Source organism: Chryseobacterium oranimense (assembly GCF_900129755.1).
Lineage (GTDB): Bacteria > Bacteroidota > Bacteroidia > Flavobacteriales > Weeksellaceae > Chryseobacterium > Chryseobacterium oranimense.
Genome location: NZ_FQWT01000001.1, coordinates 1,057,934 through 1,075,209 on the forward strand (window position 1 = coordinate 1,057,934; position 17,276 = coordinate 1,075,209).

The 17,276-nt window shown below is 38.1% G+C and carries 18 protein-coding genes and 1 pseudogene; 10 read left to right on the forward strand and 9 right to left on the reverse strand.

The window, feature by feature from the left end:
* Window positions 1-133: 133 nt before the first annotated feature.
* The 3 genes from BUB03_RS04850 to BUB03_RS04860 are packed head-to-tail and all read left to right on the forward strand — an operon-like array spanning window position 134 to window position 2,144.
* On the forward strand, window positions 134-1,309 hold the full coding sequence (locus BUB03_RS04850) for a thioredoxin family protein (RefSeq protein ID WP_073060674.1): 1,176 nt from the start codon (window positions 134-136) through the stop codon (window positions 1,307-1,309).
* The gene (locus tag BUB03_RS04855; RefSeq protein ID WP_073060677.1) at window positions 1,310-1,933 is read left to right on the forward strand and encodes a DUF3575 domain-containing protein; all 624 of its coding nucleotides are present in this window, start codon (window positions 1,310-1,312) and stop codon (window positions 1,931-1,933) included.
* A gap of 4 nt (window positions 1,934-1,937) precedes the next feature.
* Window positions 1,938-2,144: a hypothetical protein gene (locus BUB03_RS04860; protein ID WP_040998643.1), complete on the forward strand. Its 207-nt coding sequence runs from the start codon at window positions 1,938-1,940 to the stop codon at window positions 2,142-2,144.
* 103 nt (window positions 2,145-2,247) lie between these two features.
* Here the strand turns inward: BUB03_RS04860 and BUB03_RS04865 are convergent, their stop codons facing one another.
* Window positions 2,248-3,444: an exo-beta-N-acetylmuramidase NamZ family protein gene (locus BUB03_RS04865; RefSeq protein ID WP_073061314.1), complete on the reverse strand. Its 1,197-nt coding sequence runs from the start codon at window positions 3,442-3,444 to the stop codon at window positions 2,248-2,250.
* 4 nt (window positions 3,445-3,448) lie between these two features.
* On the opposite strand from BUB03_RS04865, the gene BUB03_RS04870 reads away from it, so the two are divergent.
* Both BUB03_RS04870 and BUB03_RS04875 read left to right on the forward strand, forming a co-directional pair.
* The gene (locus tag BUB03_RS04870) at window positions 3,449-4,678 is read left to right on the forward strand and encodes an ABC transporter permease (RefSeq protein ID WP_073060680.1); all 1,230 of its coding nucleotides are present in this window, start codon (window positions 3,449-3,451) and stop codon (window positions 4,676-4,678) included.
* A 112-nt stretch (window positions 4,679-4,790) separates the two neighbouring features.
* A complete protein-coding gene (locus BUB03_RS04875; protein WP_040998638.1) occupies window positions 4,791-5,774 on the forward strand; it encodes a PLP-dependent cysteine synthase family protein in 984 nt (327 codons plus the stop codon).
* Window positions 5,775-5,836: 62 nt separating this feature from the next.
* Here BUB03_RS04875 and BUB03_RS04880 read toward each other — a convergent pair whose 3' ends face one another.
* From BUB03_RS04880 to BUB03_RS04890, 3 genes are read right to left on the reverse strand one after another with little or no spacing between them, the layout of a single operon-like run.
* Complete coding sequence (locus BUB03_RS04880) at window positions 5,837-6,364, reverse strand: hypothetical protein (RefSeq protein ID WP_073060681.1); 528 nt, start codon at window positions 6,362-6,364, stop codon at window positions 5,837-5,839.
* A gap of 46 nt (window positions 6,365-6,410) precedes the next feature.
* Window positions 6,411-6,713, reverse strand: coding sequence for a chaperone modulator CbpM (locus BUB03_RS04885; RefSeq protein WP_073060683.1), 303 nt, complete (start codon window positions 6,711-6,713; stop codon window positions 6,411-6,413).
* Between the two features lie 3 nt (window positions 6,714-6,716).
* Window positions 6,717-7,634, reverse strand: coding sequence for a DnaJ C-terminal domain-containing protein (locus BUB03_RS04890; RefSeq protein ID WP_073060685.1), 918 nt, complete (start codon window positions 7,632-7,634; stop codon window positions 6,717-6,719).
* 93 nt (window positions 7,635-7,727) lie between these two features.
* On the opposite strand from BUB03_RS04890, the gene BUB03_RS04895 reads away from it, so the two are divergent.
* Window positions 7,728-8,927 carry a dicarboxylate/amino acid:cation symporter gene (locus BUB03_RS04895; protein ID WP_040998632.1) on the forward strand — a complete coding sequence of 400 codons (1,200 nt, stop codon included), beginning with the start codon at window positions 7,728-7,730 and terminating at the stop codon, window positions 8,925-8,927.
* A 37-nt stretch (window positions 8,928-8,964) separates the two neighbouring features.
* Here the strand turns inward: BUB03_RS04895 and BUB03_RS04900 are convergent, their stop codons facing one another.
* From BUB03_RS04900 to BUB03_RS04910, 3 genes are all read right to left on the reverse strand, one after another.
* Window positions 8,965-9,348 carry a DUF779 domain-containing protein gene (locus tag BUB03_RS04900; protein WP_073060686.1) on the reverse strand — a complete coding sequence of 128 codons (384 nt, stop codon included), beginning with the start codon at window positions 9,346-9,348 and terminating at the stop codon, window positions 8,965-8,967.
* A 117-nt stretch (window positions 9,349-9,465) separates the two neighbouring features.
* Window positions 9,466-10,500: an alcohol dehydrogenase AdhP gene (adhP, locus tag BUB03_RS04905; RefSeq protein ID WP_040998628.1), complete on the reverse strand. Its 1,035-nt coding sequence runs from the start codon at window positions 10,498-10,500 to the stop codon at window positions 9,466-9,468.
* Window positions 10,501-10,831: 331 nt separating this feature from the next.
* Complete coding sequence (locus BUB03_RS04910) at window positions 10,832-12,361, reverse strand: aldehyde dehydrogenase family protein (protein WP_073060688.1); 1,530 nt, start codon at window positions 12,359-12,361, stop codon at window positions 10,832-10,834.
* A 179-nt stretch (window positions 12,362-12,540) separates the two neighbouring features.
* On the opposite strand from BUB03_RS04910, the gene BUB03_RS04915 reads away from it, so the two are divergent.
* The 4 genes and pseudogenes from BUB03_RS04915 to BUB03_RS21665 form a co-directional block, all read left to right on the forward strand.
* Window positions 12,541-13,467 carry an AraC family transcriptional regulator gene (locus tag BUB03_RS04915; protein ID WP_073060690.1) on the forward strand — a complete coding sequence of 309 codons (927 nt, stop codon included), beginning with the start codon at window positions 12,541-12,543 and terminating at the stop codon, window positions 13,465-13,467.
* An 11-nt stretch (window positions 13,468-13,478) separates the two neighbouring features.
* Window positions 13,479-13,721, forward strand: a complete 243-nt coding sequence (locus BUB03_RS04920; protein WP_139258767.1) for a hypothetical protein — start codon at window positions 13,479-13,481, stop codon at window positions 13,719-13,721.
* Complete coding sequence (locus BUB03_RS04925; RefSeq protein ID WP_073060693.1) at window positions 13,721-14,413, forward strand: alpha/beta hydrolase; 693 nt, start codon at window positions 13,721-13,723, stop codon at window positions 14,411-14,413. The genes BUB03_RS04920 and BUB03_RS04925 overlap by 1 nt, the downstream gene beginning before the upstream one ends.
* Window positions 14,414-14,510: 97 nt before the next feature.
* Window positions 14,511-14,600: pseudogene (locus tag BUB03_RS21665) on the forward strand (AraC family transcriptional regulator); the annotation flags it as partial.
* 52 nt (window positions 14,601-14,652) lie between these two features.
* On the opposite strand, the gene BUB03_RS22050 reads toward BUB03_RS21665, so the two are convergent.
* On the reverse strand, window positions 14,653-15,687 hold the full coding sequence (locus BUB03_RS22050) for a hypothetical protein (RefSeq protein ID WP_228417768.1): 1,035 nt from the start codon (window positions 15,685-15,687) through the stop codon (window positions 14,653-14,655).
* Between the two features lie 124 nt (window positions 15,688-15,811).
* Window positions 15,812-17,140 carry a hydroxymethylglutaryl-CoA synthase family protein gene (locus BUB03_RS04940; RefSeq protein WP_073060695.1) on the reverse strand — a complete coding sequence of 443 codons (1,329 nt, stop codon included), beginning with the start codon at window positions 17,138-17,140 and terminating at the stop codon, window positions 15,812-15,814.
* Between the last annotated feature and the right edge of the window lie 136 nt (window positions 17,141-17,276).

A 17,276-nucleotide genomic window follows, 5' to 3' on the forward strand; every position in this document is an offset into this window, starting at 1 on the left:
TTGAAAAATTATTAACGTTGTTTTCCAAGAATGATAACAATCTTAAAGTTTCGTTAATAAAGAGCCTCCTGGAGTAAATTCACCGTCTATTTTTTGGAAAATACCTATCTTCGCCTATAAATTTAATTTGAAAATGAGGAAGATCATCTCCGGAATATTTGTTTTCTGCTCCGTTGCTATATTGGCTCAGGAATCCATACAATTTCAGGAATTACCGTTCAAAGACTTAATAGCGAAGGCAAAAAAAGAAAAAAAACTGGTTTTTGTCGATGCCTATGCTTCCTGGTGCGGGCCCTGCAAAATGATGGAAAGAAATGTATTTACCCAGAAAACTGTTGGAGATTATTTCAATACAAATTTCGTTAATGCCAGATTTGATATGGAAAAAGGAGAAGGAAGGGAAATTGCTGCCAAATATGGGGTACGCTCCTATCCTACTTATCTGTTCCTGAATGGAGAGGGTGAGCTTGTCTCTCAGAATTCCGGGTATATGGATGAAAGTCTTTTTGTAGCCATGGCCCAGAACATTAATTCCCCTGGCAATAACAAAGGTTCCTTAAAAGAGCGTTTCGCAAAAGGAGAAAAAGATCCTGAATTCCTGATCAATATTATGAAATTGAACTCTTCTTCAGATTATGATTTTGCCAAAAAAGCTTCCGAACGGTATTTTGAAAACAAAAAGAAGACAGAAGAAATCACCAAAGAAGAAATAGGCTTTCTCCTGTTCTTTGTAAAATCAACAGAAGACAGCAATTATAATACATTTGCTTCAAGAAAGGCCGAAATTATTAAATATCTGCCTGAAGAAACTTATAACGAGTTTAATAATCAGTTGAAACTGTCAAAAATCGTAGAGCAGTCTATTGATGATAAGAATAAAAGGATCAACGACGAATATTTCATGAAAACAGCTGAGCCATTAGTAGGAAAACAGCTTGCCCAATCAAAACTGAATCAAACAAAGCTAAGCTATTACGAACAAAACGCTAATTTCCCTGAATTTGAAAAAGCTGCTTTGGAATATTATAAAAATTCTGATGCCTTCGAACCTAACGAACTGCTGAGGGCAGCCTGGGTATTCAGTGACCATATCAAAAATCCTGCATCCTTGAAAAAAGCTACGGAATGGGCAGAAAAATCTGTCATGCGCAGCGAAACGCCAGAAAATACATACATTCTTGCAAAACTTTATTTTCTGACCGGAAATAAAGAAATGGCAAAAAACTATGCAGAAATGTCTAAAAATATGGCCGTTCAAACCAACAAGGATTCCAAACTTGCAGAAGAATTATTGAAACAAATAAAATAAATGCTAAAACACAAATTTCTTACCACATCCATCACACTCCTTTCCGCAGCTTTGCTTACTGCGCAAGAGCAGCAACAGGAAAAAGGACTATATATTAAAGGAAATGCCCTTCTGGCCCCAATCGGACTCATCAATATTGGTTTGGAAAAACAACTGAGTCAAAAAATTACTCTGCAGGGTGATGTTTTGGTATCTCCCTGGAAATCTTTTGCCGGACATGAATTTCAGTATTATTCTGCATCCTTCGAAGGCAGATATTATTTCAATGAAGCCTTCAGCCATTGGTATGTAGGGGCAAACGTAGGAGTATCATCATTTGTTTTACAAAAATGGAACTATTGGAAAAGTATTCCTTATACCAATAGCAATAATGAAGTATTTGTTAAATCTAATTTATACCAAAAAGGATATTCTTTTTTAGTGGGTATTACCGGTGGATATCAGTTTAAGGTATCTGACCGCTGGAATATTGATGTATATGCAACCGTTGGTTCATCAACAGATTTCTATAAAGGATATGACCGAACTACCGGTAAGCGGTATGAAACTGCTCAGAAATATAATAAAAGCGGAGAAATCCTTCCTTACAGAGGAGGCGTAATGATCTCTTATAAACTAAAATAACAGCATGAAACTGTTCGGAAAAAATCATATTATTATTTCAGTCATCACTTTTGTGATTCTTTTTTTAATGAATTATATCGGAAATGATTTGCCTGATAAGCTGGAAAGAGCATTAATGACAGCTTTTGCCGGAGTTATAGGCTTATCGCTGGGGCTCTTCATTCTTAATAAGGGAAAGAATGACAACAAGCCACCACAGAATTTTGACTGATAAAAAGTAAATGGTCAATAGTCAATTTAGCTTCCAGTGAATTTTATCATGACACATGGTTACTCTTGACCAGCGAAGCGAAATTGACTATTGACTTTTAAAATCAGTTCTCGTAAATAACATATTTGCTGCGGATTTTTTCAAATTTCTCTAAATCGTTTTTCCATGAAGCTTTGATTTCCTGAATTGATTTTCCGGCTATAATCTGCTTTCTGAATTCATCCGTTCCGGCCAGCTTATCAAAAAATAAATTTTCAAGGAAAAAGCCCTGGCCAGGATTTTTATATGCTTTATAAGATTTGATCAGCCATTCAAGGTTCAGTTCCCTGAGATCTTTCGGATAAGCTGAAAGATCTTCACCGTAGCAAAGTTTCCCATTCAGGAAAGGGTCTTTTGCTCCAAAATTAGGTTTTGGTGTAAACTGATAAGGCAGTTCCTGCGTCCAGGGAGAACCGTAAATCTGAAATGGAAGATTGGTCCCTCTTCCTACAGAAACCTGAGTTCCTTCAAAGAAGCATAAACTGGGATACAGATTAATAGACTTATCGTTGGGAAGGTTTGGAGAAGGCTTATCCAAAACAGAATAACGCTGTTTTTTATGATAATTTTTCATTGGAATCAGGGTGTATTTTGCCTGAACTCCATTTTTCAGCCATTTTTCGCCGTTGACCATTTTTCCGTATTCTCCGATTGTCAGTCCATACACTACAGGAACTTCATGCATTCCTACAAAGCTTGACCATTTCTTTTTCAAAACCGGTCCGTCAATATATCCATCATGTGGATTAGGGCGGTCGAGTACCATGATTTCCACATTATTTTCTGCTCCGGCCTCCATTAAATAAGTTAAAGTTGAAATGTAGGTATAAAATCTTACTCCCACATCCTGAATGTCGAAGATTACAATATCCAATCCTTTTAATTGTTCCGGTTTTGGTTTTTTATTGTTTCCGTATAAAGAAATAATAGGGATACCGGTTTTGGTATCAACTCCGTTTTTTACTTTCTCCCCGGCATCTGCATCTCCCCTGAAACCATGCTCAGGAGCAAAGATTGTTTTAATTTTAATATTGTTCTTCACCAGAAAGTCTACCACATAGTTTTTATCGCTCATCAAACCGGTTTGGTTGGTCACTACCCCTATTGTTTTGTTCTTCAGCAGAGGCAGATAAAGTTCAGGCTGGTCTGCTCCGGTTTTGAAATCCGGTTGAACTTGAGTCTGAGAATAATATTGATTGAATACTCCTAAAAAAATTAGGCAAATAAGAAGTAAATTTTTAATTTTGAAATCTAAATTCATAAGCTTGAAATTTCCTTTATATTTCTCTAGAAAAATAGCGTTTTCCAAAGATAACAAAAATAACCTTTCAAGAGTTATCATCTTCATCGGCAGGCTTTCTGTAGCTTTGGGGATTATTGTTTCTTTAATTACCGTAGCTACCGGCTTCGGTTCTAAGAAAGCAATTAAGGAAAGACTCGCGGATTTCAGCGGACACATTACCGTAAGATCTACCAGATCCAACTCTTCTTACAACACCTCTGTTTTAGATAATCAGGGACTGGATATTCAGAAGATTAAAAAGCTTCCGGATGTGGAAAGTGTCCAGAAATATGCAACAGTGACCGGAATCATGCGTAATGAGCACAATTTTTCAGGGATCATATTTAAAGGAATCGGAAAAGATTTTGACAGCCTGAGATTCAAAAAATTCCTGGTTGCCGGCACAACTCCAAAAGTAACAGAGAAGGGCTTCAATAATGACATTACTATTTCCCAGAAAATAGCAAATGATCTTCATCTGAAAGTCAATGACAGTATAGTTACCGTATTTTCAAAAGCGGATCAGAAACCTATTTACCGTAATTTCAGGGTTATAGGGATCTATAAAACAGATATTAAAATGATTGATGAGCAGTTTGTTATAGGCGGCATCAATCATGTAAGAAAAATCCTGGAAATGAAGCCTGATGAAATAGGCGGCCTTGATATTTTCTTCAAGAATGTGAATGATATTGACAAAGATTTTCCGGAAGTTGAAAAACTGATCGGCTACAAAAATTATGCAGAAAAGGCAACGGAAAAATTCCCTCAGATCAACGACTGGATCAGTATTTTTGATACTAATATTGCCCTGATCATCATTATTATGCTTATTGTGGTGGTGATCAACATTATTATGGTCCTTTTAATTCTCATCATTGAAAGAACCAATTCCATCGGACTTCTGAAAACCCTCGGAGCCAGCAATTCACAGATAAGAGCTACTTTCATCAATTATACACTGATCATCATGATCCCCGGACTTCTCTACGGAAATGCAATAGGCCTGGGTTTGATCCTGATCCAGAAATTCTTCGGTATTATTAAGCTTAATCCTGAAAATTATTATGTAAGTACAGTGCCTGTAGACCTTAATCCTGTTGCCATTATTTCCATCTCAGTAGGAATTCTGATTATTTCGGGACTGGCGCTGATTGTTCCGAGTTACCTGATCAGCAAAATATCTCCGGTGAAAGCGATTAAGTATAATTAAACGTGAATGGTGAAAATTCATCTTTTACTATTCACCATTCAGACTATAAATTAATCTTAAATTACGCAGCTAATTTTTAAAGCCTTATCTTTGCACCGCTTATAAAACATTTATGAAATACGCAAAAAATATTCTTGAAACTATAGGAAATACACCTCTTGTAAAGCTCAACAAAGTATTGGGTGAAGATTTTCCTGCATTAGTTTTAGCAAAAGTGGAGACATTCAACCCAGGAAATTCTGTAAAGGATAGAATGGCTCTTAAAATGATAGAAGATGCCGAAAAAGACGGTAGACTAAAACCAGGAGGTACCATTATTGAAGGAACTTCTGGAAACACAGGGATGGGACTTGCTCTTGCAGCTATCATCAAAGGCTACAAATGTATTTTTGTAACCAATTCTAAACAGTCAAAAGAAAAATGTGATATTCTTCGTGCTGTAGGTGCTGAAGTAATCGTATGCCCTACCGATGTGAAGCCTACGGATCCACGTTCTTATTATTCAGTTTCCAAAAGACTGGCTAAGGAAACGGAAAACGGATGGTATGTGAATCAATATGATAACCTATCCAACAGGGCTGCTCATTACGAATCCACTGCTCCTGAGATCTGGGAGCAGACGGAAGGTAAACTTACGCATTTTGTAGTAGGTGCCGGAACCGGAGGTACGATCACCGGTTGCGGAACATTCTTCAAAGAAAAAAATCCGGATATCAAAGTAATAGGAGTTGACACTTACGGTTCTATTCTGAAAGAGTTCCATGAGACAGGGGAACTTCATTATGACCATGCTTATACCTATATCACAGAAGGAATCGGGGAAGATATTATTCCTGAGAATTACGACATGTCTGTGATTGATCATTTTGAAAAAGTAACAGATAAGGACGGTGCCATCTATGCAAGAAAACTGGCTAAAGAAGAAGGGATTTTCTGCGGATATTCTGCGGGAAGCGCTATTGCTTCTTTAATCCAGATGAAAGACCAGTTCACTAAAGATGATGTGATTGTTGTTCTTCTTCACGACCACGGTTCAAGATATGTAGGAAAAATCTACAATGACGAGTGGATGAAGGAAATGGGTTGGTTAGATTAATCAGAACAAAAATCAATTATCTCTTCATATAAACAAAAATCAGAGGAAATGCTCTGATTTTTTTATTCTTTGATATTTTTCTTTATAGTTTGTTTGAGGCTATCATAATCCGCCTTGCTCATTGATTTTTTGGGGAACATATAATTGAACTTTCCTTCCAGGGAAATAAATTCATTATTAACATCAAAGTCTTTAAAATCTTCCCATTTACTTAATTCTTCCTGATGATTAAGGTTGACGTTAAAAATTTCATTGTTAAACCTGATCTCATATATTTTGGAATCTTCCAGTGATTTCAAATACTTATTCACCTCTTTCTTCCACCGGGAAACTTTGTTAATGCTTAAAGAAAGATAAACTGTGCACAGCAGAAACAGAAAACTCACAAAATACAGAATCCCGAATTTTTCTTTGCTTAAATCATCTTTAAAGAAAAAAAGGATCAGCAGAATTAATCCTACCACCGCTGTCGTAATGGTTTTCCCTCTCGTAGTAGGTGAAAAAAATAAGCTTGTCTGGTTCCCGCTGAAATAAATTTCCTCGAAATCTTTTCTGTTTACATGCAATCTGATGACTTTCTCTCCATCCATTTCTTAGAAAATATTTGAATTCGTTTTTAAAGATTACAAAACTAAATCAAATATCTTCATATTGATCATTTATTGCAGAAAGTTTATTCATCAGGTCACGATTTTCTTTCTTCAGGCTCTTTATTCTTAGAAGCATATCATTAATAACTTCCAGACCCGGCAGATTGATTTCCAGATCATAATGCCAGTTGGTAAACCTTTCGAATACAGGCAGATCATCATACAGTAAATAACGGATTTCGTTCTCCGTTTCTACATTCAGCAGACCTACATCCACCAATTCGTCAAAAAAAGTAATCTCTACATTATATATTTTTACGAGTTCTTCCCGCGATATTCTTTCACTCATGGCTTAGGAATTTTTAAGTTGTTCAAAAAGTTCTTTCTGTTTGTCCGTTAAACCAGTAGGTAATTTCACCTCGTACGTTACAAAAAGATCTCCGGACTGTCCTTCTTTTTTATACACCGGAAATCCTTTTCCTTTCAGCCTTACGGTTGTTCCGTTCTGTGTTTCGGGTTTTACTTTCAGATTAACACTTCCATCCAGTGTATTTACTTTTACATCGCCCCCCAAAACTGCGGTATACAGATCTATTGAAACTTTTGTCTTAAGATCATCGCCTATTCTTTCAAAATTAGGATCAACAGGAATATTGAAGGTGATGTACAGGTCTCCGTTCGGGCCTCCGTTAAAACCGGGATTTCCATGACCTTTCAGCTTGATCTGCTGGCCATCATAAACCCCTGCAGGAATCGTGATTCTTACTTTTTTGCCATTGATCTCAAAAGTCTGCGGGTGGGTATGTGCCGCGTCTTTTAAGTTTAAATTCAATTCAGCATGAACGTCCTGTCCTTTAAATTTACCTGAAGAACTTCCTCTTGAACTTCTGCCAAAGCCACCGCCTGCACCGCCAAACATGCTCTGGAAAAAATCCGAAAAATCTTCTCCTTCCCCGAAATCAGCACCGGAGAACCCTCCTCCGCCATAGCTCTGCTGCTGGTATTGTCTTTGTTGCTGCTGCCGGGCTTTTTCATATTCTTCACCATGCTTCCAGTTTTCCCCATACTTATCATATTTGGTACGGTTCTCAGGATTGCTGAGGACTTCATTAGCTTCATTCAGTTCCTTGAATTTTCTCTCCGCTTCTTTGTCGTCGGGATTAAGATCAGGATGGAGTTTTCTTGCCAGTTTTCGATAAGCTTTTTTAATGTCATCCTGGGTTGCGCTTTTATCTACGCCTAGAATTTTATAGTAATCTATATAAGCCATAGAAACGATATTTACTCAAATTTATGAAATTTGTCCCTGAAAAATATATAAGAGAGTGTTAAAAATAACCCTATCTTTGATAAAAAGCGTTGAATGAAAGAGGTTCTTAAAAACTACTCGGGAATTATACTTTTACTATTTGGGATTATTGCAGGAAGCATTATAGGCATTACTGCTCCAGGCATTGTAGAATATATTAAGCCTCTGGGAGATATATTCCTGAATTTGCTTTTTGTAAGTGTGGTGCCTCTCGTATTTTTTGCCGTGTCCAATTCTATTGCGTCTCTTGAACAGCAATCTAAGTTTGGAAAAATCATTCTCGTGATGGCTTTTACTTTCCTCTTTTTTATTTTAACGGCGGCTGTTTTTACCATTTGTGCGGTCTATCTATTTCCTGTTTCAGGAGTTTCCGGTAGTTCAGAGGTGATTGCAGAGACAGCTTCTGAGGAAAGTTGGGGTAACAGGATAGTCAGCTTTTTCACTGTTGGAGAGTTTACTCAGCTTTTTTCAAGACAAAATATGCTGGCTCTTCTTATTTTTGCCTTCATGACCGGCTTTGCTGCCAGAAAATCAGGAGAAAAAGGATTGCCGTTCCGGGTTTTTATTTCTTCGGGGTATGAAGTGATGAAGGAATTGCTTTTATTAATCATGAAACTTGCGCCTATCGGGCTTGGAGCATATTTTGCCTATCAGGTAGCGACTTTGGGCCCTCAGTTGTTTGGATTCTATGCTAAACCTCTCGGGCTTTATTATATTGCAGGAATCATTTATTTCTTCGTGTTCTTTTCACTGTATGCTTTTATGGCAAACGGACAAAAGGGAATCAAAAGTTTCTGGACCAATGCGGTATACCCTACCCTTACCGCTTTAAGTACCTGCAGCAGCTTTGCCACTATGCCGGCAAATCTTCAGGCTGCTTCTAAGATCGGTATTCCAAACTCCATTGCCAATCTGGTTATTCCTATCGGGACAACACTTCATAAAAACGGGTCTTCGATGTCTTCGATCATTAAAATATATGTGGCTTTCCTGATCATTGGAAGAGATTTTTTTGATCCTTCCAATTTGCTTCTCGCTCTGGGAATCACAGTTTTCGTAAGTATCGTGGCAGGTGGTATTCCCAATGGTGGTTATATTGGGGAAATGCTGATGATTTCGGTGTATAAATTACCTCAGGAAGCCATTCCGGCAGTAATGATAATCGGGACTTTAGTAGATCCGCTGGCCACCGTTCTGAATGCTGTGGGAGATATTGTTGCGGCCATGTTTGTGAACCGCTTTGTGAAGGTCTGACTTAACATTATTTATAACAGGAGAAGTTTAATTTAACCTACTCGCTTCGTTTTACAGGCTCTAGGTTTTTATATTCTTCAGGAGTAAAAAGCCTGTAATGAACTTTGAATGTTTTGCCTAAAGGGGTTTCCAGGGAGAAACCTCCGGGACCGAAACCCTCTGTAACATCGAGTGTAAAATGGGAATATTTCCAGTATTCAAATAAATCGCGGTCGATCCAGAATTCATGTCCGTTAATGGTACCAATCATGGCGTCATTCATACGGGGAAAAAATCCACCTTTTTCGAAACATTGCGGCTGAGTGCCTTCGCAGCATCCTCCTGCCTGGTAAAACATCAGCGCACCATATTTGTTTTCCAGTTCGAAAATAACATCCAGTGCTTTTTCTGTAGCCGATAGCCTTGATATTGTGGTTTCCATTTTTGTTCTTTTTACATCAACAAGTTTACTTCTAAGTTACGAAGATTTTACCTATTGGATTTTTATCTTTTAAAAAGCCCGGCAGAAAATCCGCCGGGCACATTAATCCATCATCATTTAATTTGAGCCGGCAATATCCAGCACGATTCTTCCATCAATCTGACCTTTCTTCATTTTATCAAAAACATCATTAATATCTTCAAGCTTTGCAGAGGTTACCGTTGCTTTTACCAGTCCTTCATTCGCAAAATCCAGTGCTTCCTGAAGGTCTTTTCTTGTTCCGACAATAGAACCTCTCACCGTTATTCTTTTTAATACAGTTTCAAAAATCGGAAGCTCAAAAGATCCCGGAGGAAGACCGTTAAGAGCTATCGTTCCTTTTCTTCTGAGTACATCTATTCCCTGCTTGAAAGCAATCGGAGAAACAGCTGTAATTAAAGCACCATGCATTCCGCCCACTTCTTTATGCAGATATTCTCCCGGATCTGTATTTTTTGCATTTACTACAAGGTCTGCTCCTAATTTCTTTGCCAGTTCGAGTTTATCATCGGCTACGTCAATAGCTGCTACATGCATTCCCATTGCTTTGGCATACTGGACTGCAACATGCCCCAATCCTCCGATTCCTGAAATAGCTACCCACTCCCCAGGTCTTGTTTCCGTTTCTTTTAAACCTTTATAAACAGTTACTCCTGCACACAAAATAGGAGCAATCTCCAGGAAATTAACATCAGATTTCAGATGCCCTACATATCTTGAATCTGCAATAACATATTCCGCAAAGCCTCCATCTACGCTATAACCTCCATTTTTTTGTGCTTCACAAAGGGTTTCCCAGCCGGTGATACAGTAATCGCAGCATCCGCAGGCACTGTATAACCATGGAACACCTACCGCATCTCCTTCTTTCACCTGGGCTTCAGGGCCGCATGCCACAACAATACCTACTCCTTCATGGCCGGGAATCAGGGGCATTTTGGGTTTTGCAGGCCAGTCACCATCTACTGCATGGAGATCTGTATGACACACCCCACAGGCAATAACTTTTACCAGTACTTCATATCTTCCGGGCTCTCTTACCGGAACTTCTTCTATTTTTAATGGTTGCCCGTAGCCTTGAACTACAGCGGCTTTCATTGTTTTTGGAATCATATGATTTGAGTTTAGTTTTTATTAGTTTGATGATAGCAGTGAAGCGTCAATCGTGGATCTTACTATCAATCTGTCATTAACTATTGACTTACGAAGCAAAACTGACTTTTCACCATCATAACTGTGAATTTCTTAAGGGTAATAGATTTCCTACCTACCTGAATATTTCAGATAAGGAATACGTTTTTTCGCGTGAGGGATGGGAAGGGCGGCGAGGAACGAGCCGGTGCGAAATGAAATGGAGCACCGAAACGTAGTGAAGCCCTGGAACAGCCCGACCGTTTTGCCCCGGCTCTGCCGGGGCAAACGGGCACGCCCTAATATTTAAAAATTAAAAGAAACCTAATTTGTTTTTGTTGTAAGAGATCAGCATATTTTTGGTCTGACGGTAGTGATCCAGCATCATTTTATGGTTTTCTCTCCCTATCCCCGATTGCTTGTATCCTCCAAAAGGCGCTCCTGCAGGATATGAATGGTATTGGTTTACCCAGACTCTTCCAGCCTGAATCTGGCGTGGAACATTGTATAGCTGGTGAGCATCTCTGGTCCAGACTCCGGCTCCAAGTCCATAAATGGTATCATTGGCTATTTTTATACCTTCTTCTTCGTCCTTAAAGGTTGTAAAGGCCAGTACCGGTCCAAAAATCTCTTCCTGGAAGATTCTCATTCTGTTATTTCCTTTAAAAATGGTCGGCTGGATATAGAAACCATCCTCTAAGTCTTCTCCGACATTGTTTACATCTCCACCTACAAGAACCTCTGCCCCCTCTTCTTTTCCAAGCTGAATATAGGACAGAATTTTGTCTTTCTGAATCTGTGAAGCCTGGGCCCCCATCATCACCGTTTTATCAAGCGGATTCCCTACTTTAATGGCTTTTACTCTTTCAATTACTTTTTCGATGAATGCATCTGCAATATCTTCCTGAACCAGAAGTCTGGAAGGACAAGTACAGATCTCTCCCTGGTTGAGTGCAAAGAGAACTGCCCCTTCAATGGCTTTATCCAGGAATTCATCATCTGCATCCATTACCGAGCTGAAGAAAACATTCGGAGATTTTCCGCCCAGCTCAAGGGTTACAGGAATAATATTTTCCGTTGCATACTGCATAACAAGACGCCCAGTAGCAGTAGATCCAGTGAATGCAGCCTTTGACACTTTCGGATTGGTTACCAAAGCTCTTCCTAATTCAGCACCGAAGCCATTCACTATATTAACTACGCCGGCAGGTAAAAGGTCACCGATGATTTCCATTAAAACCATGATGGAAACTGGGGTGCTTTCTGCAGGTTTTAATACGACACAGTTTCCTGCAGCCAGGGCAGGAGCTAATTTCCATACGGCCATAAGGATAGGAAAATTCCAGGGAATGATCTGTGCGATTACGCCTAGAGGTTCATGAACAATGAGGGACACCGTGTCTTTATCAAGTTCATTGTGAGAACCTTCTTCTGCACGGATCACAGAGGCAAAATACCTGAAATGGTCTATGGCAAGAGGTAGATCTGCCGCTAATGTTTCTCTTACAGCTTTTCCGTTGTCTATGGTTTCAACAATGGCAAGGTATTCAAGATTCTGCTCTATCCTGTCTGCTATTTTATTGAGTATGATACTTCTTTCTGTAGATGAAGTATTTTTCCAGGTTTGGAATGCTTTGTCTGCGGCATTTACAGCCAGCTCCAGATCTTCTTTGGAAGAATGGGCTACCTGGGTGAAATTTTTACCGTTCACCGGGGAAACTACATTGAAGTACTGTCCGTTTACGGGAGGTGTAAACTTCCCGTCAATATAATTATCGTATTTGTTTTTGAATTCAGGCCACTGAAAAGCGGTCTCTGATTTCGGTTCTGTCATAGTGCTCATATTAGTATCATTTTATTTTTTCGTAATGCCAAATTACATTTACCCATGAAAAAGTGATAGCACAATCGTATAAAAAAACATCAAAATAGTGCAGATGTTCAATTTTATAATTTTATTAACAACAGTGAAGAGTTAAAATTTATATATTTGAGTGATTGGGTCTTATAAAATGTTTAGAAATGAATAACAATAATAAATTTTTATTAAATACTCCTGAATTAAAGAAGGAGAATCAGTTATTGAACCTTGTGGAAAACCAGACAAAATTCAATCTAAACAACTGTGAGTTTAGCATTTATGAGACCCACAAGGCCGCTTTCGGGGTTAAACTTCATTTTGAAAATATAGCATTTACCGCTATGCTGAGAGGCAAAAAACATATGAAGCTGGATAATAAAACAAATTACTTCGATTATTTCCCGGGAGAAAGCGTTCTTGTTGCCCCAGGTGAAACTATGGTGATCGATTTCCCTGAAGCAGATGTAGCACCCACCCAATGCATTTCTTTAAGTCTTAATCCTGAGTTTATAGAGAATTCTCTTAATTACCTGAATTACAGTCTTCCCAAAGCAGATGAAACATCCCAGTGGAATATCCAGCTGGATGAGTTTTTCCTTTTTAACAATCAATCTTTGGCTTCTGCTACCAATAATATCATGAGAATTGCCATGGATGACAATTCCCAGAAGGATATCATGGCAGACTTCGCATTGAAGGAACTGCTAATCAGGCTGATGCAAACCCAGGCCAGAAGCATGGTGGAAAAGAATATTGCCAAAAACAAATCAAGGATAGGTTTTGCCGTAGATTATATCAGGAAAAATCTTCATCAGAAATTGTCTATTGAAAGCATTGCGAAGTTAGCTTATGTAAGCAAATCTAATTTTTTTAAGATGTTCAAAGATGAGCTGGGAACTTCACCTAATGATTTTATCCTGCAGGAAAGAATCAATAAGGCTAAAGAGTTATTGGCCGGCCAGATCAGTATAAAGGAAACTGCCTACCAGACAGGATTTTCGGATACAAATTATTTTACGCGTGTATTTAAGCAGCTGGTAGGGGTTACACCGAAGAGCTATCAGAACGGAATGATCTATCTTGATTAGACCTTTCGATCATGAAATTCCTGCTCTCTTTTGCTTTTGTATGGTTTACTTTAATGCTATGCCATGCCCAATCAGGCAAAAAATATCAGATTTCTCCAGCACTGGAGCAAATTCCTTTATGGCCTCACAGCATGCCGGATAATTTGGGATCAAGAGAGCCTGAAAAATCAGTGATAAAGGATCTGTCACCAATGTTTCAAATCCCAGACTTATTGTTCATCAACCGAAAAATCCCAATGGTACTGCTATTTTAGTGATCAGCGGAGGCGGATATGCACATATTGAACTGGGAAAAGAAAGTACCCCTGCGGCCAATTGGCTTAAATCAGAAGGAATAACTGCATTTGAACTGGTTTATAGATTGCCACAGGAAAACTGGAAAAGTACAAATGTTCCTTTTGAAGATGCACAGCGCGCTATAAGAATAATTCGCAGTCTTGCCAAAAATTACGGTATTGATCCCAATAAAATAGGAATTCTGGGGTTTTCAGCAGGCGGACATCTTGCAGGTTTTACTACCTCCAAGTCAGATGAAAAGCTTTATACATCCATTGACCAAACAGATACTTTATCAGCCAGACCTGATTTTGTGGGGTTAATTTATCCTGTGATCTCAATGCTTCCACCTCATAATAAAACCCATTCTTACAAAAGTATTCTTGGGGGAAGTTCTTCAACAGAACAAGAGATTGCTTACTCAGTGGAAAAACAGGTGAATGAAAGTATGCCTGTAACTTTTATTACCCAAGCCGCTGATGATCCAATTTCACCTGTTGACAACAGTTTTTTGATATATTCAGCTTTAAGCAATGTTCATGTACCGGCGGAAATGCATATTTTCCAGACCGGAGGACATGGCTGGGGATTGGGTAGAAAAGGAAGTCCTGTCAGCAGCTGGCCGGGTCTTTTTAAAAACTGGGCACAGCATAACGGGTTTTGGAAATAAAAAAACATTCCGGTAACGGAATGCTTTGTTGTATTGATTAGATTGATAAACTTAATCTTTGTAATGATAATATCTCGCCCCTTTCAAAACAGGGTTTTCAAATACAAATTATTTTACAAGGATATTTAAACAGCTTTTAGGAGTAACTCCGAAGAATTATCAAAACACAAAGATATTTTTTGAATGAACTAAAAAAGAGCAGAATAATCTGCCCTTATACTACTTTATATTTTAAAGAATTATTTCTTTTCTGCAAGAATCTGCTCTAATTTCTTTTCTAATCTATCAATTTTTCCAGATTGAGACTTCAAAGTTTTATTTTCTTCTTGGAGGCTTTTGATCTGTTTATTCTGCTCTATAGAATAAAGGGTAAGTTCTTCGATTTTTTGTAAAAGTTTAATTTGAAATTCTCCGATATTCACTCCATCTTTGTCCATAACTTTTGCTGAAGCAATTTCAGGCAAATGCTTCTTTTCCTTTATAAACTTTTCAACATCTTCCAGTTTTGGAAGATCATATTCATTTTCAAATACAAAGTCTGCGGTTGGCGTCTGGGTTACTTTCACTTCTTTTGCTTCAAATTTACCGTGTATTAGAGCATTTCCATTTTCTCCATTTATAATAAGCCCTTTCCCCCAATCCCAATCAGTATTCGCAGCATTTTTTGGGGAAAGATGTATTGACTTCCTACCATCATCAGGAGTATGGAAAATCCAGGAATTTGACCCGCCACTTATAATATCCTGAAATTGAGCATTCCCAACAACATCCAATTTATATGCAGGAGCATCGGTACCAATTCCAACATCTCCATTAGGTGTAAATCTTACTTTTTCTCCGCCATTAAACCTGATTCCAAGTCCTACAATATTATATCCACCTCCTCTAATAATGCCTATATCTGCATGATTATCATACCATGTAAACATCAGAGAAGAAACCAATGTATTAATAGGATTTAATGTTGTAGAAGGCTGAAAGAACCTAATGGCCTTATCTTCGTTTCCAAAATTAACATCAAATTTAGCTAAAGGAGTTGATGTCCCAACTCCAACGTTCCCGTTTTCTAGCAATTGAAAACCTACTCCTTTAGAAGTCCGAAGTCTTACCCCGCCATACCAATTGATATCTAATCCGGCAGATCCGGTCACAGGATAACTACCTAAATAATAATTTACAGGATCTCCATAACCATATAATTTGCTGAATGGGATATCTTGAGAGAATAATAGTCCACAAATAGCCAAACCAAGAACTGATAATGTTTTTTTCATAAAATATGTGCTTAGAAATTATTTTATTTCTATCAAATTAAAACAATTCAATAAAAAGTGAGCAAATTTAAATATTTTTTTAAGAATGCCAACATAATTTTTTTATCACATATAAACAAAAATTTTAATCCTTATAAGCATAATATCTCGCCCCTTTCAGTACAGGATTTTCAGTTTCTACTGATTGTAATCCGAAACCTTTGTAGTTTTCATTAACAGAACTTTCAAGCTGTTTTCTGTGTAATTTTTCGTAGGTTTCAAAATCAATGGCTGTTCGGTTTTTCAGATTTTCAAACAAATTCCATTTGGATGCAGCAGTTTTCCAGTTTTCAGATATTTTTCCTGCAAAAACTTTGGATTTCGAACCGCTTCCATATCCTAAAAAGCCGATTTCAGCACCAGTAAGGTCTTCTCCTTCATCAAATGAAACCTGTATTGCTGAAAGTAATGCCATAAAAATGGAAGCTGTATACATATTCCCTATTTCCGAAGATGCACGCTGTGATCTTTCAATCTTTTCATTAATAAAATTCAGATAATTTTCAGATTTCGCAACCGCTTTCTGTTCATCCGGAGTTCCGTAAGCAAGTCCGTTTTCAATGCTGTAAATTTCTGTGAATACCCTTTTACCGTGGAATGCATAGGGCAAATGAAAAATAAGATACTTCCAGGCTTCATAAGGCTTATCTTTTCCTGTAATTTCCTTATAATGCTGATAAGCTTCCCTGATCCTGTCCTGATAACACTGGTTTGAGTACTGCCCGTCAAAAACAGGTTCATCCGTAAAAATTTCAATTTTATCCGGGAAAGTTTCAGGTGCTGAACTTAAATCTTTTTTGCTATAGTTTCTTCTTGGTTTAAAAAAGTCAAAAACACTTTCTGTAGCTATGCCCCAGTTGTTTTCAATTTCCAGAAGGTCGGGTTTTGATGAAATCAGTAATGCAACGGCACCGCCTCCCTGTGTATATTCTCCGGAAGAAGCCAGTTCGTATTTAGCATAATCGCTGGCGATAACTACTGCTTTTTTATCCGGGTTTATCCTTACAAAATCGAGGGAGTTGTGTAAAGCATCTACTGCTCCGATACAGGCAAAAGTCATATCTACCACATCACAGTTCCTGAAGCATCTTTCGCCAAATTCTTTTTCCAGCACTTTCTCTACCATCTGCATGGCATAGGAAGCTGTAGGTTTGGCAGCATCCAGAGCACTTTCCGTTCCAAGGTAAATTCTGGCTATTTCTTTGGGATTGAGATCATAATCTCTTATCATTTTCAATAAAGCTTCCGCTGCAAATGTAGCCGCATCTTCATGCACATCCGGAAAGCCCATTTTATGCAGTCCTAATCCTTTTTCCAGTTTTGCGGGTTCAATTCCTCTTTTCTCCGCCAGGTCTTTGATTTCCAAATACAAAGACGGCACATAATAGCCCGCTGCCTCAATTCCAAAAGTCATTTATTCTAAATTTTTATACGAATTTATAAAATGATGTTTGAATAATCCCTCAGTTCTTAGCTATAATTTTCCTTTTTAATGTAAAAATCATAAAAAAACCGCTGTTGAGTACAGCGGTTTTATATTCTCAGCAATT